We start from the raw sequence: 23,227 nt of genomic DNA on the forward strand, positions 1-23,227 counted from the left end.
GTTCGCTATTTGCCAAATAAGGACAGAATCTTGTCCCGAACTTCTGTCTGATGGAAGGTTAGCTCATGCATCGCGACTTCTTTCGCAATATAATTCGGGAGCTCGGCTCGCATTGTCTCAACCAGATGGTCCTTCAATGCAACCAACGAAAGGCGCGGCTTTTCCGCGAGCTGCCGCGCCAGCTCCAGAGCATGGCTCATCACTTGGTCCCGGGGAAGGACCGCGAAAGGCACGCCTCTCTTCTCCAGATCCGCCCCTCGATAATTGCTACCGCTTAGCAGCATTTCATTGCCCAGACTCAATCCCAGCTTTCGCGGCAATATGTACGTTGCGCCCATTCCCGGTGTGAAGCCGTATTTCATGAAATTGGCCGTATACACACTCTCACGGCTCATGACGACAAAATCGGCAAACAATCCGATTACAAACCCGCCTCCGATCGCATGACCTTGCATAGCGGATATGACGGGAACCGGGCATTCCAGCGCAAGGCTGTAAATGTTGCTGTCCGTAAATTTCAATTGCCCTTCGAAAATAGCAAGCAAAGCTTCTTGCGTCCCGCCAGAAGCAAAATAAGTATCATACCCGGTCAAAATAACGGCTTTATACCGCTCTGTTTCCTTTACAGTTAGGAAAGCATGCGCCAAACCCTTTACCAGGTCGTCGGAGAACGTGTTTTTGTATACGCGGTCCTGCATGGTAATCGTTGCGATACCCGGCTCGATTTCACGCAGCTCTACAACCGGTTGCATTACACATCAACCTTCCCATGGAAATTGGCCTTTATTGACAAAATTATAGATAACTGCGAGCGTATCCGGGTCGGCAAACATGGTTTGATTCGCAGTTATTGCCAGCTCCCTGCCTTCCCGGATTAAGGGCTGCAGCTCAATCATATAGCGTTTGTACTTCGCAATCCCTGCCTTCGGCAGACGCTTCAATCGAAGCAGATGTCGGCGCAGCAGCGACTCGCTTTCTGGCTCCCAGGCATCGATCAACCCCCAGCGGAGTGCAGTTTCCGCATCGAAGGCCTGCGTCATCAGCGTCATATAATGCGCGCGCTGCATGCCCGTTTTTTGAATAAGAAACGGCATCACACAAGCGGGATACAGGCCGAACAGCAGCTCGGACAGGCTGAATTGGGCCGTCCCGTCCGCCAGAACGATATCGCTTGCGGCGATAAAGCCAAGCCCCCCGGCATTTGCCTTACCCTTGACGTGAGAAAGAACGATGTACGGTCCTGTCCGCATTCTCATCCATAACGCATACAGAGGTTCAGGATTGCTTCGTATGGATCGGCCTTCTGCCATATGGGCGTGGATCTCCTGGAAATCTGCGCCCGTGCAGAATACATGAGGCAGACCTTCCAGCACGACAACCGTCACTTCTTCCTCGCATTGGTCCAACACGCAGCCCAGTTCCTCTACAAGCTGGTCATTGATCGTATTGTCCGCTTCGGGCCGGTGCAGTCTGATAAAGCATACGGTTCCCTGATATCGAACATGCAGCGTCTTAAACTCCATTACAGCCACCTGTAAATCCGATGGAAGTCCCGGATCTCTTCCAGGTAGAGCCGCTGCTCGCCCCGCACAGATGCGGGAATCCCTTGCAAGTCGAGCTTCGCGTTACGAGTTCCAAACCGGATACCGTGACCGCTTTTCAGCATCGCTTCATATTCGTCAAAGCCGAGCAGACGGCGCTCCTGCAGACGTTCGCTTAGCTTGAATTTACGCAGTGCCGCCTGGCTTTGACTTGTGGCGACACCGCTGTAAAATTCCGAGCAGCAGCCGGAGCCATACGAATAACAACCGATCCGCTTGGGCGTATCAAATGTCCCATGCTCGATTAGGCCTGCCAGTGACAGGAAAACGGTGCCTCCCATGATATTGCCGACACGCTGGCAATATCGAATGCCCGGAAGCACACGCTGATTAAAGTCCGCTTCGATCTCCGGCGCTTTGGCCTTCGCGATTCTTCGCATCATCGTGCGATGTGCGCCCTTCACCATACCGCCGAAGGGAGTATGAAAAGCTAAATATTGAAACGTATCCTTATAGTCCGCTTCTGGCACCCGCGCTTTGTAGGCCATAAAGGTTTGTTCGCAGCAATCCAGATACGTGGACAGCGACAAATCGGAATTGCCTGCTTCGCTGTCTGGCATAGGGCGGCACGTATCCATCACTTCATAACCGTAATAACCGCTCGCGCCCGTATCGATTTGGAAGACATACGGCGTATCGCTGACCAGAAGGGCAACAGCTCCGGCTCCCGCACTAAGCTCTGCATAGGACCAGTCTTCGGTCAACGAGCTCCCGCCCTCAGCCACGAAAAAACGGGATATGTCCGTGGCGATCACCAGCGCCTTGGCCCCCGGGGATGTGCCGGAGAGAATAAATTGGACCGCGGCATGCAGGCCTGCTGTTCCCGAATAGCAGGCCTGCTTGATTTCGTACATCCGGCAGCGGCGGTTTAAACCGAGATAATGGTGGATATACGTGCTCATCGATTTGCCGAAATCGATACCGGATTCCGTGCAGGTAATCACCAGTTCGATCCGGTTCCGCTCTTCTTCAGACAGCGAATCCACGATCGGCTTCGCGGCATTGACACCGAACGTAATAGGGTCCTCGTAAGGCAAGGCAACGGTTTTCTCGAGCATCATCAGATTCTCGAACCTGGCAGTATCCAATTGACGCCTTGCTGCAAGTTCCGGGACATCCAGAAAAGCAGTGCCGCCAAAAACATTCATCGCTTCTATTCCAACTTGAATCAAGCCCATTCTCCTTTTCTGTTTGTTTTAAATCTTTTGCAGAGTGACTGCTGTATTCATGCCGCCAAAGCCCATGCTGAGGCATAAAGCATGAGAAATGGAGTACGGGACGAATTGTTCCTTCACCCAATTGAACGTCTCGTCAACCGGAAGCTCCAAATTACGCGTCGGATGAAGACGCGAGTTGCGCATCTGAAGCAATACCGCAATAATTTCCACAGCTCCTGCTGCACTGAGACCATGGCCTGTTATGGATTTGGTCGCATTGATGTAGGCATGCGACAATCCGCTGTCTTTAAGCGCGCGCAGCTCCGTATCATCACCGACCGGGGAGCCCGTTCCATGCGGATTGACGTAGTCGATGTCTGCGGCTGTAATGCCGGCCCGGCGAAGAGCTTCACGGATCACACGCATTTCTCCCTCGTAGGACGGATTCGGATTTCGGTTGCCGTCCATCGCGATCGCTGTAGCGGTAATGGCCGCATAAGGAAGAACCCCTCTCTTACCGGCACAAGATGCACGCTCAATTACGACGGCAGCGCAGTTTTCCCCGTAGATGAAGCCGTCCCGGCCGCCGTCGAATGGTCGGCAGGCCAGATCCGGTCTGTCGGCATATTGATCGGAGCCCATTGCGCCCAGGCTGCGAAAGGCCGCAAGCTCCATATAGGAAAGGTCGGCCAATGCCCCGACTGCGATGCAAGCATCGACTTCCCCGGAGCTAACAGCTTGAACGGCTTGAGCGATAACAGCCTGACCGCTTGCGGATGCGCCTCCCAATGTAAACGCAAATCCGCGAATCCCAAACTGCTCCGTGCAAAGTCCGCATAAATCACTGTCCATGTACGTCATCGCATAAGTGGGCCTCAGAAACGAAGGACGTTCCGAATACGAGGCATAGACTTGGAGAGCCTCCCGCTGCTGTAAGTTGGAACCGCCGATAATGAGGCCGATACGCTCTGGCTCAACCTGATCCAGAACTGCATCCTCCCAAGCCTCATGCATCGTTGCCATCGCAGCCTGCCCGGAGAAGGAAGCCGTTCGCAGCAGCCGTTTAGAAAGACGTTCCGGCATAACCAGCGATTCGATCTCCGCCCCCAGGAAAGAAGAGCTTCCTTTTTGGCGACCCGGACGATTCAACACAGAAAAGGCGTGCCGGCCGTCAAGGAGGGCTGCCGCGAAGGCCGCCTGTCCTTGACCAATGGCCGATGTGATGCCAATGCCTGAGATGACGATATCGTCCGGCCTACAGCTTGCCCAAGAACCCATCGGCCAGTTCCCCTATGCTTGACATTCCAACAAACTGCGATCTTTGATTCTGCAAAAGCGACAAATCCTCCATCACCATCGAAATTAGATCCGCGCGGTCGATAGAGTTCAATCCGAGATCCGAAAGCCGGTCCTCCGGCCTCAGTTCCCGTCCCTCTAATTCGGGGACGATCTCATACAAATTTTTTATGATAACGGCTGTTATTTCTTGTCTGTTCAATTCCGTTCCTCCTCAAGGATAAGACGACTGACGTAATCGTTAGCCTCATGAATGTCCAGCCTACCGCTTTCCACTTGCTGTAAAATGTCATCCAGCAGAAGCGGAGAACGTACGGCCTCCTGTTCCGGAGTAGCTCCTTGACCCCGGCTCAGTTCGGAACTCAGATACGCCGCGAACTGTCTGATCGTCGAATAGTCATATATTTTCGTCGCCGTGATGCTCGTGCCGTACTGCTTATTAACCGCCTTGATCCATTCGACGCCGACAATCGAATCAACCCCGATGTCCACGAATTTGATTTCAGGATCAATCTCGTCAGGCTGCATAAACATGGCCTCCGCCATGCTCTGGACCAATTGCTCTTCCAGTGCCTCCAAGGAAACGCCGCTGTTTGGAGGGGGCGTTCTTTCTTCGGCAGGGTCCACATGTTCGGCTGCCGTAAGTGCCGCCGTTTGTTTCGGCAACTGGCTTACGTGATCGTAATCGTGTTCTGCTTCTGCTTCCGCTTCGTTCCCAACCAAAGCGGGCTTCTCAGCGATTACGCCGTGCAAATAGGCGGCAAATTCGCTTAAAGTCGAGTAATCGTATATTTTGGTCGCCGTAATGGATACGTCATACTTCTTATTTACTGCTTTGATCCATTCCACGCCGATAATCGAGTCTACGCCGATTTCGACAAACTTTCTCTCCGGGTCCAATTCGGCACGTTCCATAAACATCGTATCGGCCAAGCTCTCGGCCAACTGCTCTGTCAACACGTCGAGCGATATGCGCTGCTTCGATACACCGTCGATCTTCTTCAATTTAATCGGCGGGAGCCGTAGCGAGTGTCCGCTTCCGTGATCGATTTGATCGGGAATGTTCGATAGCGGCCTTAACGTAATTGTTTCCACCGCTTCCCGGTCCATCGTTCCAGCCTCGTGAATATGAACTTTTGGAGCTGGAGCAGGTTCGCTTCCATTTGTTCCTGCGGATTGATGTCCATTGCCGCTAATGTTATACCAGCATTTTTCTTCAGCGAACGGATAGGAGGGCAGGCTAATGCGTCTCGGTGTCGTTTTACCGTAGACAAGCCGCCAATCAAAATCAATGCCACTTACCCATACAGACAGAAGCGGCTCAAACTTCCCAGAAGCAAACCATCCCAGCCAGGTCGACTCATCCGGCGCTCCGGCCTGCAGCTCGGACAGTGCCGCGCCTGACTTCGCCCTGCCGAGGTGCAGTTTCTCCATTCGGCCGTTCTCGACAATCGCCTGCAACCCGCGTTTCAGCTCCAGAACCGAAGAAACGGCCATAGCCGCTCGTTCTTCCATCGCCTCACGGCCCACCTGAAGGGTATAAGCCGCATCAGACAAGTTATCATCCGTAATCTGCCGCATCGCTATTGCATCCAGATAGCGAGAAGCCAATCGTTTCAATCCCTCTTTGTTCGGCGCGGACAAAACAATCGGAACGGTCCTCCCGGCCTGATCGATAGAATGTGCCGCTGCGGGCGGTTTATATTCTTCCACGATTAAGTGAGCATTGGATCCTCCCGCGCCGAACGAAGAAATACCTGCTATGCGCGGCATTGCCTGCTTTTCTCCGCCTGCTTCGACGACGGGCCGCTTCCATTCTTCCAGCTTCTGCTGCACCCTAAACGGTGTATCCGGAAAGACGATATTCGGGTTCAGCTTCTCGGAATGAAGCGATGGCGCCAGTTCCCCGTATTTCAACTGCATCAGAACCTTCGTTAAGCCCGCAATTCCCGCTGCGCTCTCGCAGTGACCGATGTTGGATTTTACGGAACCGATCGCACAAACGGATGTCGGAAGGGCACTCGTTTTCCATGCATCACTTAAACCTTTTATTTCGATGGGATCGCCAAGCGACGTACCGGTCCCATGCGCTTCGATATAGCTGATCGCGCCCGGATCAATGCCCGACTTCCGGATCGCCCGCTCGATCACACTTGCCTGCGCTTTCGGATTCGGAACCGAGTATCCGTTCGTCTTACCGCCATGGTTGACGGCTGATCCTTTAATGACGCCGTAAATGCGGTCTTTGTCGGCAATGGCCCGTGACAACGGTTTTAACAGAACGGCGCCGACGCCTTCGCCCGGCACGTAACCGTCGCCTCCCTCGCCGAAGCTCTCGCACCGGCCTTTGCTCGACGCGAATTTTCCTTGCGCAAGCGCCAAGTACTTATTCGGATGAATGGAAAGGTTTACACCCCCTGCTATAGCTGCATCGCATTCTCCCTCCCGCAGACTTTGGCAGGCCAAATGTATCGCGGTGAGTGAAGATGAGCACATCGTATCAATAGCCAGGCTCGGTCCATGTAAATTGTAAAAATACGATACGCGGTTCGCAATTGAAGAAGCGCTGCCAGACAGCGCCACCGGCCGGCCCCGAACCGTTTCTTCCGCGCCATAAAGCTGATATTCCTCGTACATGACACCGACGTAAACGCCTACATTACCGCCAAGACCGGACGAATCGAGCTGCTGCAAGCCATGTCTCGTGTATCCGGCATCCTGCAGCAGCTCGTACGTGCACTGTAGAAACAATCGCTCCTGAGGATCCATAAACGCCGCTTCTTTGCGCGAAATGTGAAAGAACAACGGATCGAAACGATCTACACCTTCCAGGAAGCCTCCCCATTTGGAATAGGTTTTCCCCTGTTTATCAGGCTCTGCATCAAAGATCGCCTCATGATTCCAACGGTCTGCCGGGATTTCGGTGATGCTGTCGACACCGTTCCGGATATTGTGCCAAAACGCCTCCACGTCTCTTGCTCCCGGATAGCGTCCGGCCACCCCGATAATCGCGATATCCTCCGGCCGCCATTCGGTTGTAGCTCCTGCCGTTTCAACATCGTTAGTGCCGGTTGACGGTTCTGCTTTCTCTACAGCATGGCTGTCATGACGCGAAAGTCCGGCGCGTTCAGGGATAGACGCTACCGATCCGAACGAAGAACCGTCCTCCAAGCCCAAGACAGCAGGCAGACGGCCTAAGTGAGCACGCATCAAATAGCCGGCCAGCTCCCTGATCGTCATATATTCAAAGAACAGCGATTTGGACAACGTTCCGAATGATTGTTCCAGACTTGCTGTCAGCTGCATGATAGTCACTGAATCGACACCATATTTCTCGAACGGCGTATCCTCATGCATCCGCTCGACGGGCAGCTTAATTACCGCCGATACAAGCGATTTTAAGTACGCTATGGTCTTCTTCTCCAGCTCATCCTGCGGAAAGGCTGGAATGCCGTCAACCTTTACAGGCTGCTGCACGACAGCAGCCGTCCGAGCTTGAGCCTGCGGCGGAGACTGGTTCCCGGCCGTCAAGGCAGCCCGCATCCGGGAAGGATCTCCCGCTATCGTCAGGACATGATCCGATGCAGATGCTGTGGCGGCATATAAAGCGTGCAACCCGCCGGCGGTTTCGAGCACAGACATCCCGGTCAGCCTGTTCATCATGGAGAGCGTTTCCTCATCGATCTGCATGCCGCCCTCCTCCCAGAGCGGCCAGGCGATCGAGCAGGCTTTGCCCTTGCGAAGTCCTGAAGCCGTAAGATCGTTCCGATGCGCTGCGAACGCGTCCATAAACCCATTGGCGGCTGCATAGTCGGCTTGACCGAAATTGCCCAGCGTTCCGGCAAGAGAAGAATAAAGCAGCATAAAGTCGAGCTCCATATGCCTCGTTGAACGGTCCAGATGAATAAGACCGGCCACTTTAGCGGCGAATACCCGATCGATGTCCATTTCCGTTTTTTTCAAGATGAGGCTGTCCGCTCGAGTGCCTGCGCAATGAATGATGCCGGACAAACCACCATAACGGGCTTCTATCCGTTCGATTAGTTCTTGGATGGCGGAAGCGTCGCTAATGTCCAAGCTGTAGTACTCTGCATGGGCTCCCACCGCTTTTAACTCGTCAAGATGCTTTTGTATCCGTTCATCATAAGCGGAGCGCCCCGTTAGGATCAGGTTCGCACCCCTGGTTCGTGCAGCGGCATCTCGCGCAGCGATCATCCCAAGCTTGCCGCAGCCGCCTGTGATCAGATACGTTCCGTTATCTTTCCAAGGTACTGGAACCCCGTTTTTGAGCCCCATCTCCACAACCTTTTGAACATAACGATTGCCAGCTTCATAACGAATGACGGCGTCCTCCGGTTCAGACCCATTCTCGTCGATAATCCCGGCAATGGCAGAGCCTTCTGAGTCCGTACCCAGTAAAATCGTCTGCCCGACGACACCTGGATGTTCAAGAGCAGCGGTCTTCAGCATTCCGCTTAATCCAACCATGACACGCTGATTGTCGTTATACGGGAGCACCAATTGAATCAGCGTCCTGCCTTCCGTACCATGAAGTGCGGATTGAAGTTGTTTCAACATCCGTTTGGCATAAAACGTATAACGTGACGCCAACGTCATACTTTCCAGGCCGTCGCCCAATAGATGAACCTCTGCCCCGCCTCCTTGTTGCATAAGTTGATCTGCAAGCGAGTTGTCCGATCCGCCCAACAAGACGATACGTCTGGTATAAGTCACCGTGTTCTTCCCCGTATGGCAAGGCTTCAATTCCCATATCGGCTGGAACAAAAGCGTTTCCTTAAGGGGCTCAACAGGTTGATCACGAACCTCTTCACGGTCAATTCGTCTGGACGTCAATCCTCTCATCCGTACACAAACGATTCCGCTGCTGTCGATAAGCTCGATATCCAGCTTGCGGACCGGGCTCTCCGGTAGAAGACCGCTGCTGAACCGGATCCATGCCCACATCTCTCCTGAACATGGGCCAAGGATGTCCAATTCCTCCAGCGCAAAAGGAACGATTGGGCTCTCGGACTGCGGCTGCCCCTCCATTGCTTCCAGAACCTGACGGGGAAACAAGCCGATCGTTGCCTGGAAGACGGAATCAATCAAACTCGGATGAAGCACATAATCATGCGACGTGCTGGCTGCTTCCGCCGGAACAAACACGTTCGCCAATGCCTGAGCGTTGCCGGTATAGATACTTCTGATCCCTCTGTTGCCGGGTCCATACAAAAGTCCGGCTGATTCGAAAGCCCGATAGCATTGCTCGCCTGACAGCTTCGGCCCGCTGCATTGTGCTCTTATCACATCGATATCCATAATCGGGCTCTCTTCGGGCTCCTGAAGCGATACCGTTGCCGTACAATACAAGGTCTCAATCTCGTCTTCGCCCTGATCGGAAAAGACCTCGCATGCCAATTCTTCGTCTTCCTTACGGAGCCGAATATGCACCTCGGAGGATGCGTTGTTCATGACAAGCGGCTTTCTCCATACGATCTGATGAAGACGAGTGCCTTTCGAACTTAACAGCTTGCCGGCTGCAGCCTCAGCGGCTGCGCGAATCATTTCAAGGTAAGCGGCGCCCGGCATGACCTTATTCCCATCAACAACATGATCGCTCAGGAAATGCTCCTTACCGGTAAACAGCGAACTGAAACGCAGCTCCGACACATCCGATGTATTCCGGTGCAGTAGCGGATGAAGAGGCTTACCGCCATGTCCTTCCCGAGCAAATATGCTGTCGGTCTCCGGTATCCAGTACCTCTCCTCTGCAAACGGATACGTTGGCAGGCTCATCCGGTGGGGAACCGTATCTTCGTAAAGCAGACGCCAATCGATGTTCAGCCCTTTCACCCACAGACCGAGGATCTTCCCGAATTTCCCTTTTCTCATCCATGCCTTGAACGTCTCCGATAAATCCTCATCTGTCCGCCACATTTGCATCAGTTCATTGGTCTGGATGTGACCGCGGAAAACGTTGTTACTTTCTTCGCGATCCGCTAAATAAGCAAGCAGCTTATTCTCCAGCTCTTCGATCGAACCGACGAGCATCGCCAGCCGTTCCTCCATCGCTTCCCGGCCCACTTGGAGCGTGTAGGCCAGATTCTCCAGGTTTATGTGATCACAGCCTTGATCGCGTATGAAGGACAAGAGACGCTGCGCAACATGGTGTAGACGATCTTCGTCGCGCGCTGAAAGTACAATGATAGCCGGATCGTGCCTATGGTAAGTCTGCTTTTCACCTGTCACATGTTCTTCTGAAATATATTCTTCGATGACCAGATGCCCGTTGGAACCTCCCGCGCCAAAGGAAGAAAGTCCGGCGATTCTCGGAAGTTTCCTTGTGGTCCCGTCTATGGTCAGAACAGGTCGGTTCCAGTCCTCCAGCGTACGCTGTACCACAAAAGGTGATTGCTCGAAATCGATGTTCGGATTGAGCTCCTCCGCATGCAGAGACGGCGCCAGTTGACCATATTTCATCTGAAGCAATACCTTCGTCAAACCGGCAATGCCTGCTGCACTTTCGCAATGGCCGATGTTCGATTTGGCCGAGCCGATCGCACAAAAGCGAACATCGGCCGTATAGGCGCGGAAGGATTGGCTCAAGCCCGCGATTTCAATCGGATCGCCAAGCGAGGTGCCCGTGCCGTGCGCTTCGATATAGCTAATGGTTCGCGGATCAATACCAGCATCCTTGATTGCCTCGCCAATGACGTCGGCCTGCGCAACCGGACTGGGTACCGAATAGCCGTTTGTTTTGCCGCCGTGGTTGATGGCCGTTCCCTTGATAATGCCATAAATGTGATCGCCGTCCGCAATTGCATCTTCGAGCGGTTTCAGCAAAGCTGCACCTACCCCTTCGCCGGGTACGTAACCGTCACCATCTTTCCCGAAGCTTTCGCAGCGGCCTTTGCTGGAAGCGAATTTGCCTTGGGAAAGGAAAATGTATTTATTCGGGTGGACGGATACGTTGACTCCTCCGGCCACGGCAACACGGCTTTCCCCTTGCCGCAAGCTTTGGCAAGCCAGATGAATGGCTGTCAGCGACGAGGAACACATCGTGTCCACCGCCATGCTTGGTCCCTTGAAATCGCAGAAGTAAGAGACCCGGTTTGCGACAGACGAGGGATTACCTGATAGTGCGATTGGCTTCCCTCGGGCAGTCAACTCCGCGCCATATAGCTGATATTCCTCGTTCATGACGCCAACGAATACGCCAACCCGCTTCGTCTTCCCTTGCCCCTCGGCAACGAGCGTTTCCCGTGTATATCCCGCGTCTTCGATCGCTTCATAGACGCATTGCAGAAACAATCTTTCCTGCGGGTCCATGATCTCGGCTTCACGCGGCGATATATGAAAGAACAACGGATCGAAGCGGTCGACGCCCTCCACAAATCCGCCCCACTTCGTATACACTTTGCCCGGCTTATTCTTATCCGGGTCATAGTAGACACTGTGATCCCAGCGGTCGGGCGGAATTTCGCTGATGCAGTCCTGACCGTCACGAAGCTTCTCCCAAAATTGTTCAATATTTTTAGCCCCCGGATAACGGCCGGCTATGCCGATGATCGCAATATCGTGTACACGACTTCCGTCCCGTGCTTCTGTCAGCCGCTTGGGCTTGGACATCGGGCGTGCAGCTTTGCGGCCTGCTTCCTTTGGCTTCGGTAATACGGTGATAGGACTCATGGAATCTTCCGCCGACATTTTAGCGCCAACTAACTCGGCCAAACGGAACCGATGATGTTCGATGAAAAAAGCCGCCAGCCGACCGATGTTCGGGTATTCGAAAAACAATGTTTTCGACAGGGAGCCGAAGGCCGCTTCCAGCCGGCTGGTGATTTGCATCACCATGACGGAATCGAGGCCGTACGTTTCCATCGGAGTGTCCGGGTCCATCCGGCTGGCGGGCGTGCCGGCTACAGAGGATATCAAATTCGTCAAGTACGCGACCGCTTTCTCCTGAAGCGCATCGCTTTGATCCCAAGCAGACGGCTCTTTCTTGCCGCTTTCGAAAGCCTGCGCCTTCCCTTCATTCTGTGCCATCCGCATAAAGGCGCGTAACGTTTCTTTCTCACCGTCGATAACGGTGATTTGCGATTTTCCGGCAGCCAAAGCCATGTAAAACGCTTGAATGCCCGTGCTGCTTGCCATTGCCCGCATGCCGCTCTTCTGCTTCAACAGCTTCGCCGTCTCGGCATGAACCTGCATGCCGCCTTCTTGCCACAGCGGCCAACAAATCGACACTGTACGGCCATGCCGTTGTCCGGCTCCCGCTAACTCGTTACGGTAGGCAGCAAAACGATTCAGAAAAGCGTTGGCGGCCGCATAATCAGCCTGAGCGGGATTACCTATTACACCTGCTAAAGCCGAGAAAAGCAGGAAGAAATCTAACGGAATATGGCGAGTCGCTTCATCCAGATGGACCGTTCCGGATACTTTTGGCCGAAGGACTTGCTGAAGTTCATCCGCGGACTTCTTTTTCAAATACGCATCTTGAATAACACCGGCGCCGTGCACGATCCCGTTCAATGTACCGTATTTGCGGCAAATCTCTTGGACCAGCGTTTCTATCGCCTCCAGGCTACCGACATCCGTTTGCCTGTATTCCACCGTCAGCCCTCGATTGGTTAATTGCTCTATCCGTTCACGCTTGTTTTGGTCCAGCGCTGATCGTCCCGCAAGGATCAAGACAGCGCCGCGGGTCCTTCGCGCAATTTCTTCCGCAAACAGCACACCAAGCCCGCCTGTTCCCCCGGTTATGAGGTAAACGCCGCCATCCTTCCAAGGAACAACTGCAGACGGCTCGGGAACCGTACACATCTCGCGCCAGCGCAGAATGCTATGCTGCTCCCTATTCAATCGGATGTGCTGCAATTCTGGTTGCTTTGCGTACGCCGCCAGTAATTGGGCCAGGTCGTGCTCACTCGACTGAGCTTCAAGCTCGATTAGCTGGCCGGCTATTCTCGGCTCTTCCATGGCCGCTGTTTTGAGCATTCCTGACAACCCCGCAGCCAATTGCTGTTGATCGGCATGGCCAATAAGCAGCTGTATAATAGTGGAGCGCTTATCCTGCAACACTTCCTGTACGATACCCAGCAGCTGTTCTGCATAAGCATGGTAACGCAGGTCGATCTTATCCTGATGTTCGGTCTGCAGGGCGATGCATCGGACGTCACCCTCCTGTCCTTCGATTTCCTTCAGAGCGAAGGTACAGTCTTCAGCAGCGACGACAATTCGGCGCTCATATCGGTGCACAGCTTCATTTGAATCTATAGATTTCTCCGCCGTTTCCCATATCGGCTCGAACAATAACACCCCCTCGTCGGAGTGTGCGCTTGCTTGTACCGGGCGGGCAGCATACCCTTTGATCCGTACGCATAAACGGCCCTGAGCGTCAACCAAATCGATATCAATTTTCTTAATGCCGCCATGCCTACCCGAGTCGTGGCTGAATCGCAAATACGCCCACATCTCGGCATCCATGGCATGTACGATATCGACCGTTTCAATAGCGAAAGGCAAAAGCGGACTTAAACGAAGACTGCCATCCAATGGGCTTACGTTATTTTCTCCGACTACAAGACCGGCCATCGATTGGAGTGCGGCATCCAGCAGACCGGGATGCATCGTAAAAGGCTCCACGCTTCCTCGATCAGCAAGCATCGACAGCTTCGCCAGCGCAGCCTGTTCTCCAATATGAAGCTGCTCGATGCCCTTGTGGGTGATGCCGTATTGAAAGCCGATTTGTGCAAACGCCTCGTAGCATGCTTCCGACGAAACCGTATGGCGGCATGCCGCTTGCGCCTCCCGCACATTCAGCCGCTCCTCCGTCGCAGCGGCCGTCCACCTTCCCGAACCTTGAAAATGAACAACCGCTTCTTCTCTGTCTTTATCCCCCGACAAGCTGTATACCTCGAACGTAATTTCCTCATTCTCTCCGGAAGCGAGCGCGATGTGAAGAACAACCGGTTCATCCCGCGCAATGAGGGGTTGTACCCATCCAACATGCTTCAACTGCAAGATTCGTCCGTCGTCAGCAGCCGATTCAGTAGCAAGCCGTACGGCTGCATGAGCCATTTCCAAGTAAGCGGAGCCGGGAAAAATCTGCTGGCCGTTTAGCACATGGTCCGCGAAGAAGGGCTCATCGCCCGTGAATACGGAGCTGTACCGCTGCTCCGTAAGCGTCGACGTATTGCGGTGCACCAGCGGATGAAGAACTTCCGATTGCTGCCGTCCATCCTCCTTCACCGACTCACTTACTCCGCTAAGCGGCACCCAAAATCTCTCCCGTGCAAAGGGATACACCGGCAATGAAATCCGTCTGTATTGACTGGCTGTAAACAGCTTGTCATATGCCAGCTCATAGCCTTGCTGATACAAGCGGGCAATCCTTTCTAACATCTCCGGCTTATCAAACTCCGAATTACGCCATTCCATGATGCACGCCAGACCCTCGTTCTTCTTGATCGCATCCTCCTGCCGTTCCCATTCATGCACGACCGACGCGAAGAGGCCCGGCGCGCTCCCCTCAAGAAGCCAGCGGTTCAGCACAGCGACAAGGGCAGTCACATCCTCAATGATACAGACCAGCCGATGCGGCAAATGCTTACGTCCGATCAGTAACGTATAGCTCATATCCCCGATATCCGCTTCGGGATGCTTGCCGCAGTAGGCGATAAGCTGCTCCGCCTGCTGACGTAACTGCGCGTCGGACTGTGCCGACAGCACCAGCAGATGACTGCGCGTTGGCCTTGGCTGACGATCGATCGTCGGCGCTTCCTGAAGGACCATGTGCACATTCGTCCCGCTGAAGCCAAATGAACTGATCGCCGCGAACCGGCTTTCACCCGGCTCAGCAGGCCATTCCTTGAGGCGAGTGTTGACGTAGAAGGGGCTTCCTTCCATTCGGATATTCGCATTACCCTTCTGATAATGAAGGGATGGCGGAAGCTTTTTATATTTCAATGACAACATCAGCTTGATCAACCCCGCGATGCCCGCTGCAGCGATCGTATGGCCGATCGTTGTCTTGATAGAGCCGATCGCACAGTATTCTGTTTTGGCTGTGTAATGTCTAAATGCGCGTGTCAACGCCTCATGCTCAATGGGGTCGCCAAGCTTAGTACCGGTTCCGTGTGCTTCTACCAGTTGAATGCGCCCGGGATCGATGCCGAATTGTTCATACACTTCGCGTTCGAGCTCTTCCTGTGCAGTACCGCTCGGTGCCGTAATCCCGTTGGTCGTGCCGTCCTGGTTCATGCCCGATCCGGCAATGACACCGTAGATATGGTCGCCAGCGGTAATCGCATCGCTTAACCGTTTGAGAACAACCGCACCGACGCCCTCGCCCGGCACAAAACCGTCCGCCCGTTCATCAAACGTATAACAGCGCCCGGAAGCAGACAGCATGCCTGCCCGTTGTGCACTGTCGTGGAAAGCCGGGGTAGACTGAATGAACACACCACCGGCCAAGCTCATATCGGTCTCCCGCGCCCACAGTCCCTGACATGCAAGATGAACAGATACGAGTGAGCTGGAGCAGGCGGTATCGACTGCTATCGCCGGGCCTTTCAGGTTCAAATAATACGAAATTCGAGCAGCTACGATTGAACCGGCATTTCCCCACATCGCCTGCGCCGGGGGATTGTCGCCGATCAGATGCATATAATCGCCGATATTGTACCCGACATAAACGCCGCACCGACGGCCTTCTATTGCCGATCCGGCATAGCCGGCGTCCTCCAGCGCTTTCCAGGACTCCTCCAGAAACAACCGCTGCTGAGGGTCCATGTAAACCGCTTCCGTTCCCGAAATATGAAAAAAGTACGGGTCGAACTGGTCATAATCGTCAAGTAAGCTACCATAGCGAACGATAGTGGAGTCCGACTGTTTCCATCGCGTGATTTCCCCGACCAAATCCGTTCCACTGGCCAAATGCTCCCATAATTCTTCAATGTTACGGGATTTGGCAAACCTTCCGCTCATGCCGATGATGGCAATCGGCTCCTTATGAGCCGGGCCTCGTGCTCGTCCATCCGCTTTCTGGAACGCAAGGGGCGATTTGACTTCGTTCGTTCCACAGTCTGCCTCCCGTAAGCTTTCGCCTGCAGAGTTCGGCCTAGCATTCGCCTGCGGCGCTATGCGGTCTGCAGCTCCGAAGACCCTGGAAACGGCTTCGCCATGCTCAGCCAGCAAATAACCTGTAAACTGATTAATCGAGCTGTATGTAAACAGATCGGTCGTCGGCAGTTCCAGTCCAAGCTCCTCATTAACTAATTGGATTAAGTGAACGCCCGTAATGGAATCCAGCCCGTAATCGGCAAAAGCATGATTCGGAGCGATCTGATCACGGTCAACCTTAAGCGCTGTCGAGATGTGCTTTCTAAGCATGAGCTTGACAGCTTGCACATATCTGTCATTGTCTTGAGGAGTCCAATCCGCTTTCGGTTCCACTTTTCCGATATCATCTGCCGTTGTGGAGATAATCATCGCCGCAGCGGTATCCATATTCGAACTGGTTCGTTTTGCTGACGTTGTGTCGGATTGTCGGACAACACCATCGCTCTGGCAAGCGATAATCTGCTGTCCCAAGCTCCGGGCTTCCTGCGCCGGGAAATAAACCGACTGGAACCCCTCCTGCTCCAAAACTTTCGTCCAGGTCTCCGAAGTTAAGGCGGGCGAACCCGGAATGCGCAGCCAGTCATCCTCATAGAGCCACCAGCCATCCAGAAGACCGAATGTCAGGTGAGCGAAGAGTGTGTTGTGGCTCATCTCATTTAGCAGCAATAAACCATTTTTTTTCAGTGCAGATTTAACGGTGCGTAGCGTAAGCCGAATATTTTTTGTCGCATGCAGCACGTTTGACGCGATGACCATATCGAATGTACCGGGCGAAATCCCCTGTTCCGCCAAGGGCTCTTCAACGTTCACGATCCGGCAGCTTAAATAGGGAACTGCCGGTCCGTATTGTTCCTGTGCATGGATAAGAAATGCTTTCGATAAGTCGCTGTAAACGTACTCCGCGATCTGTTCCCGATAAGGCTCCAGCTTGCGGAAGACCATCTCGCTCGTACCGCCCGTTCCCGCTCCCAGCTCAAGAATGCGAATCCGTTGCCCTTGACCCAGACTTTTTACATATGCGGCCGCTGTATTGGCCAACACCTCGTTAAAATAATCCGATACCGGATTATGTTTATAGATGCCTTCGACAAGCTCCATCGAACCGTTTGGAAACAGAACGTCAGTGGCGGCGATCCGACCGGTCAATATCGCCGGAAGCGCCCGAAGCGCTGTTTCCAACAGGTTGACTTGGGCATGTAAATTAGGATTGCGCAGCCATTCCTTCTTGGCAGCCGCCCACTCTTCCCACACCTCGTTCAGATGAACAGGAGGAGCTGCTTTCGCAAGGCCCTGTCCTTGTGGCAGCCTGATATACCCCTGTTCGCTCAGCTGTGTCAGGCTCTCTTTAAGCCAGCTTCCGTAGCGCGAATGCACCTTGGCCTTCAGAGCGTCCAGGTCAAACGGATGCTGTGTAAACTGTCCGAGTTCCCACAGCTGCCCCCACAGCAATTTATAGGTTAACGTGTTTAATTGATCCAAGACGAACAGGCCCCTTTCTTATGGCGTGATTTCCGATCGTCCGACAAAACGGGACACAGCTTGTGCTATCTGGTTCAACGTCGTCCAATCTGTGAAAGCCTGCATTTCCGCTTCCACCTTGAAGCGTCTGTTAAGCTTGCTTAAAAGCTCGGCCAGCTGGACCGTATCCAATCCGTATTCCGCAAACTCAGCGTTCGGGTCGATTTCCTCGGGATGGACATTCAGCAAACGGGACGCTTCCCCGATCAAATCATGCAAAATCGGTTCGGCTTGACCGGTCGGCCGAACCTGTTGGCCTCGTTCTATGTTCATACCGGTAATGAGATCAGGAAGTGCTGGCAGTTCCACCATTGACCTGTAATCGCCGTTGAAGCCCGGCGTGTCGAATATGACGTCTATTAGCCTCTCCGAAGCAAAGCCTGCTTCCAGGACACTCTTCGAGGCTTTAATAAATGCCATCTGCTCAACCGGACTTGCAAGCAGCGTCTCCAACGCCTCCATGGCATCGGAAGGCGTTATCGAACCGATGCCGTCAAGCTCCATCCTTGCCCGGTATTCGCCCGAAGCGACAATGCCCGCACTTCCCCAATAGCCCCAATTCATTATCTTCACCGCACACGGCCAGTCACGGGCCAAACGGATCGCGAAGGCATCCTTAAACGTGCAGCCTGCTGCATAATTGCTTTGACCCGCCCTTCTGGCGAAGGACATCATGCCTGAGAAAAACAAAACAAAATCAAGCGGCTCTTTGCGGAATATTTGCGCGAGCCGTACACTAACGTCAATCTTGGCTCCAAGCCCTGCCCGGAAGTCGTCCTCCTGCATATTGGCGAGGCTTTGGTCGCGCAGGACGATTGCAGCATGAACGACACCATGAATGGCGCCGAAACGTGCTTTGATGACCTGATAAGCATGATCCAACGCTTGGGTATCCGCTGCGTCCGCCTCTATATAGAATGGCTTTGGTCCCGTAGTGGACACGGACACCCGTTCGATTGACGCGCTGATCGACTCATCCTGCCTACGGCGTCCAAGCCAGACTATCTGGGCCTGATAGCGGCGGATCATGTACGCCGTCCAGACTTCACCTATACCTCCGGCCCCGCCAATAACGACATAGACGCCGCCTTTCCGGTAACCGTTATGCTGCATGCCGGGGGCGAGCTTCACAGGAGCCAGCCTTTGACACAGCCATTCCTGTCCCCTTAAGCACCACGTGTTTCCTTCCGTATCGGGAGGAAGCGTCAACAGCGTTTCAATTGAAGTCTCCCAGCCGGGCTCCAAATCCAGTAAACGAATCTGCCAATTGGGATATTCTTTTGCAAGCGCACCTATCAGTCCATGCACACTCGCATGAACGGGATTTATCCTGTCTCCCGTGTATGCCCGCTGGGTTTGGAAGGTGAGGACATCGACACTCAACTTTTTCCCGCCATATCCGGCGTGTAGTAGCGCCTTGATCAAGCGGAATAGCAAAAGGACTCCAGCCTTTTGCTTGGCAAGGAGTGAATCGTCATGAAGCAAAAATTCGGAAGGCGGCGCAAGCCAAAATAGATGATCGATGATTCCGAATCGTGCCAGCACCATAGCGATCTGCTCGATATCATCCTCTTCGCCTACGTTGACTGTAATGGCGTTCGGATAATGAACCAAGAGAGCATCCCGGCTTTCAGCCGTTCCTCCGATGATCACAACGCTTCGGCTGTTCGCTCCGGGGTACGCAGGCCCGGACCCGATAGGCACAGCCTCCCAAACAGGTGTAAGCAAAACATGTTCAAACGCTTCCGGATGATTCTTTGGTTCGCGGATAAAGCGCTGCTTCTCAGTTGCCAAGTCTGGACTAGCTTCAGCTTCCTTCCGCTTGCCGCTGCCCGGCAGCCAGTACGTTTTGCGTTCAAAAGGATAACCCGGCAAACTCACTCGCCTAGCTGACTTGTTCTCATACATCCGGCTCCAGTCTACCTTCAGACCCTTCACCCATAATGCCCCAAGCCTGTCAACATTCCGGAGCTCGATCCACCGGTTTACAAGGCTTGCAAGATCGTCATTCGCTCCGATCGAGGCCAACTGATCCTTATCCGATTTCGCATGGCCGCGGTATATCGATCCGTCATCCGACGTCTTATTCAAAAAACTTCGTAAGCGAAGGGATAACTCTTCCATCGAAGCCGCCGTAAAAGCAAGCCTTTCATCCAACGCCTCGCGACCGATCTGAAGCGTATAAGCGATTTCCGTCAATTCTGCATCCGCCAATGATCCGCTGTCCAAAGCCGAAAGCAGTCTCTCCGCCTGAATATGCAGCCGCTCCTTGTTGGCGGCCGACAGCAGAATAAGCACCTCTTCACTAGCGGATGTTTCTTTTCGGGCTTCACTCACAGGCGGAATATACTCCTCGAGCACAATATGGGCATTGGCGCCGCCTGCACCAAAGGAAGAAATGCCCGCAATTCTCGGATACTCTTCCTCTTTGCCGTTCAGGCGAACGACGGGTTTATCCCAATCCGCCAGCTCCTGCTGGACCATAAAAGGTGTGTTTTTCATCGGAATATTCGGGTTTAGCGTACGCGCATGTAAGCTCGGTACGAGCTTCCGATGCTTCATTTGCAGCACGATTTTCGTTACGCCGGCCACACCAGCCGCCGCCTCTAGATGACCGATATTCGATTTGACCGAACCGATCGCGCAATATTGATTATCCTGCGTATCTTGGCGGAACGCTTGCGTCAGCCCGGTAATTTCGATCGGATCGCCCAGTTTGGTTCCCGTACCGTGCGCTTCGATATAGCTTACGGTTCTGCTGTGAATGCCGGCTTTGTCGAGCGCTTGCCGGATCAGCTGTCCCTGGGCATTCGGATTGGGAACGGTGTAGCCATTTGTCTTGCCGCCATGATTCACGCTGGTGGCTCTGATCACGGCATGAATCCGGTCACCGTCGGCAATGGCTTGCGACAACCGTTTCAGCAGCAAAACACCTACCCCTTCTCCTGGAACGAAGCCGCTACCGTCGCTGCCGAAGCTTCTGCATTTGCCGTCAGTGGACAGCATCCCATGAGCGCTAAGCTCGATATAATTAGACGGATGAAGATATAAGTTGACGCCTCCGGCGATAGCCAATTCGCATTCCCCGCGCAAAATATGCTCGCAAGCTTCATGAATAGCGGTTAACGAAGAGGAACACATCGTATCGATCGGCATGCTCGGACCATTGAAGTTAAACAAATACGAAACTCGATTGGCAACGGAGCTAAAAGACGTAAAGGGAAGCATGCGCTCTCCCTGTTTTTTGAACTCAGGCCCGTATAGATTAAACCCTGTTTTCGTTATTCCGGCGAAAACGCCGACTCTGCCGCCGTACTGCGAAGCCAGATGCTCTCTCGTGCAGCCCGCATCCTCAAGCGCATGCCAGCAGCTTTCGAGAAAGAGCCGTTCCTGAGGGTCCATGCAGGACGCCTCCAGCGGCGATATTTTAAAGAAGAGCGGATCAAAGCTTGTCGCATGCTCTAGAAATCCGCCCCACTTGCTATAGCTTTTCCCCTCGGCGACCGCAATCTCCGGATTGGGCTCATAGAAGCCTTCGACCGGCCAACGCCCCCCGGGAATTTCGGTTATGCAGTCCATGCCTGCGGCAAGATTCCGCCAGAACGCGTCCAAATCTTCGGCCTGCGGATATCTGCCGCTCATCCCGATAATCGCGATCGGTTCCTTCTCTGCCGGCTGACCGCTCCTGCCTGCAAAGCCGGCCGATCTGCTGACCGTTTGATCACTACTTTCACCGCTCGGGAACAAACGGGGCGTCACACCGGAGGACGAAGCTGTCGCCGCGTTAATTTTCTCCTGTGTATCTTTCTCGGCCAGTCCAATCCAATTGAGACATTGATGCGGATACGTTGCGCTCAAATAATCGGCTACGCCTCTTAGTGTTCTGAATTCGTAAAACAACGTTTTGGAAAGCTCACCGAAGTCATTCGCGAGATTGCGGTTCAACTCGGTAATCATAATCGAATCGATGCCATACGTCTCCAACGGTTCATCCGGATCAATGCTGTCCGGATTGAGCCTCGTATAGCCCGTGAACAATTGAATCAACCGTTTCAGCGTCCGCTTGTCCAAGTTTGGATCCAGCCTGACGCCTTCGACAAGATCGGCCGAAGAGCGGCTTCGGTCATTTTCTACAAAACGGGTTAGCTTAGCACCATCACCGTAGAGTACCATGGCCCGGCTCCCACCGCTTGCAAGCGCAGCGTAGAATGCACGGATGCCGATCGTTCCCGCCATCGCCGCCATCCCGGTCTCACGTTCCAATGCTTCCTCGGCTCCGGGTTCGAGCTGCATCCCGTTCGATCTCCAGAGCGGCCAGTTAATTGCGATCATTCCTGACCTGTTGCGGTCCGACTGTTGTCTCCATACGGTATAAGCATCCATAAAACCATTCGCCGCCGCATAGTCTGCTTGGCCGGCATTGCCATATACACCCGCTACGGATGAGAAGACGGCAAACACGTCCAGCTTGATATCCTTGCTAGACCGGTCCAAATGGACGAGTCCCTTCACCTTCGGACCGAGCACCTCGATAACCTGATCACGCGTTTTGCGGTACAAATATTCATCGCGGATGATGCCTGCCGCATGTAGAATCCCATTCAAGTCGCCATATTGATGCCGAATTGCATCGATCAATGCAGCAACTTGATGTTCTTCGCTTAGATCAACCTGCCTATATTCGACCTTGGCGCCAAGAGCCGCCATCCGTTCGATTCGGCCGGATGCTTCGTCATTCAGCGTTTCCGATCTTCCGATTAGTATAAGAACAGGCCGGCTCACTTGCCTTGCGATTTCCTCAGCAAATAACAGGCCGAGTGCGCCCGCTCCGCCTGTTATTAAATAGATGCCGCGGTCTTTCCACGGCATTCGCACCTGCTCCTGCAGGACTGTCTCCTTCTTCCACGCGGCACGATAGCTGCGACCGTGCCGGGATCGGACAGCACTTGTGCTGCCGCCCCCCCAAGCACCTGCTTCGAGCGCACCGGCAATATCTCCCTTACCATTTTCCGACCATTCGAGACATTCTACCGTGAGCTTCGGATTTTCTGCACGTGCGGTTAACAGTAAGCTGTATAATCCGACAAGCCATGGCGACTCCTCTTTATTTGCGATGAAGAGCTGCACAAGCGTTTCCTGGCCGGTTTGATTATGCAGAAGGCGCTGGAGGTGGTCGACGATTTGGAGTGTGTATGCCTCATACCGCTGCTCGATCGGCTGTTCTGAGAATTCAAGAACAAGCCATTCGGCATTGCCTGTCATGCATTTTAATTTATCAGCGCGGACCTCGATCGACTCGCCAAATATGATCAATCGGTCCTGATTGAGCCCAGGAGGGGCCGATGGAGACTTTGCAGTTTCCTCTTCGAACGGCCGAAAAAGCAGTACACCGTATTCATCATTTGCTGCGGATGGGGCGCTCTGCTTATACTTGTTCAACATTCGAAGGGCCTCCGGCTTGGACAGACGGCCCTCTTGGACTCCTCTCAACACATCTTGCAAAAAATCTCTCATATTGACCTCCCGGTTAGA

At 53.7% G+C, this 23,227-nt stretch carries 7 protein-coding genes; all 7 read right to left on the reverse strand.

The window, feature by feature from the left end; all coding sequences use genetic code 11:
• Positions 1 to 5 precede the first annotated feature (5 nt).
• Genes AB432_RS26990 through AB432_RS27020 form a run of 7 tightly spaced genes read right to left on the reverse strand, consistent with a single transcriptional unit; the run spans position 6 to position 23,209 of the window.
• Positions 6 to 752 (reverse strand): polyketide synthase, encoded by a 747-nt coding sequence (locus tag AB432_RS26990; protein ID WP_048034927.1) that lies wholly within the window; start codon positions 750 to 752, stop codon positions 6 to 8.
• 6 nt (positions 753 to 758) lie between these two features.
• Complete coding sequence (locus AB432_RS26995; RefSeq protein WP_048034928.1) at positions 759 to 1,523, reverse strand: enoyl-CoA hydratase/isomerase; 765 nt, start codon at positions 1,521 to 1,523, stop codon at positions 759 to 761.
• Entirely contained in the window at positions 1,523 to 2,773 is a 1,251-nt protein-coding gene (locus tag AB432_RS27000) for a hydroxymethylglutaryl-CoA synthase family protein (RefSeq protein ID WP_048035979.1), read from the reverse strand. Before AB432_RS27000 ends, AB432_RS26995 begins: the two co-directional genes overlap by 1 nt.
• A gap of 24 nt (positions 2,774 to 2,797) precedes the next feature.
• On the reverse strand, positions 2,798 to 4,036 hold the full coding sequence (locus AB432_RS27005; RefSeq protein ID WP_048034929.1) for a beta-ketoacyl synthase N-terminal-like domain-containing protein: 1,239 nt from the start codon (positions 4,034 to 4,036) through the stop codon (positions 2,798 to 2,800).
• Positions 4,014 to 4,256 (reverse strand): acyl carrier protein, encoded by a 243-nt coding sequence (locus AB432_RS27010; RefSeq protein WP_048034930.1) that lies wholly within the window; start codon positions 4,254 to 4,256, stop codon positions 4,014 to 4,016. The genes AB432_RS27005 and AB432_RS27010 overlap by 23 nt, the downstream gene beginning before the upstream one ends.
• Positions 4,253 to 17,656, reverse strand: coding sequence for an SDR family NAD(P)-dependent oxidoreductase (locus tag AB432_RS27015; RefSeq protein ID WP_053079637.1), 13,404 nt, complete (start codon positions 17,654 to 17,656; stop codon positions 4,253 to 4,255). Before AB432_RS27015 ends, AB432_RS27010 begins: the two co-directional genes overlap by 4 nt.
• A gap of 18 nt (positions 17,657 to 17,674) precedes the next feature.
• Positions 17,675 to 23,209 (reverse strand): SDR family NAD(P)-dependent oxidoreductase, encoded by a 5,535-nt coding sequence (locus AB432_RS27020; RefSeq protein WP_053079638.1) that lies wholly within the window; start codon positions 23,207 to 23,209, stop codon positions 17,675 to 17,677.
• Positions 23,210 to 23,227 lie beyond the last annotated feature (18 nt).

It is taken from the genome of Brevibacillus brevis, assembly GCF_001039275.2.
In the GTDB taxonomy this organism is placed as follows: Bacteria; Bacillota; Bacilli; order Brevibacillales; family Brevibacillaceae; genus Brevibacillus; species Brevibacillus brevis_C.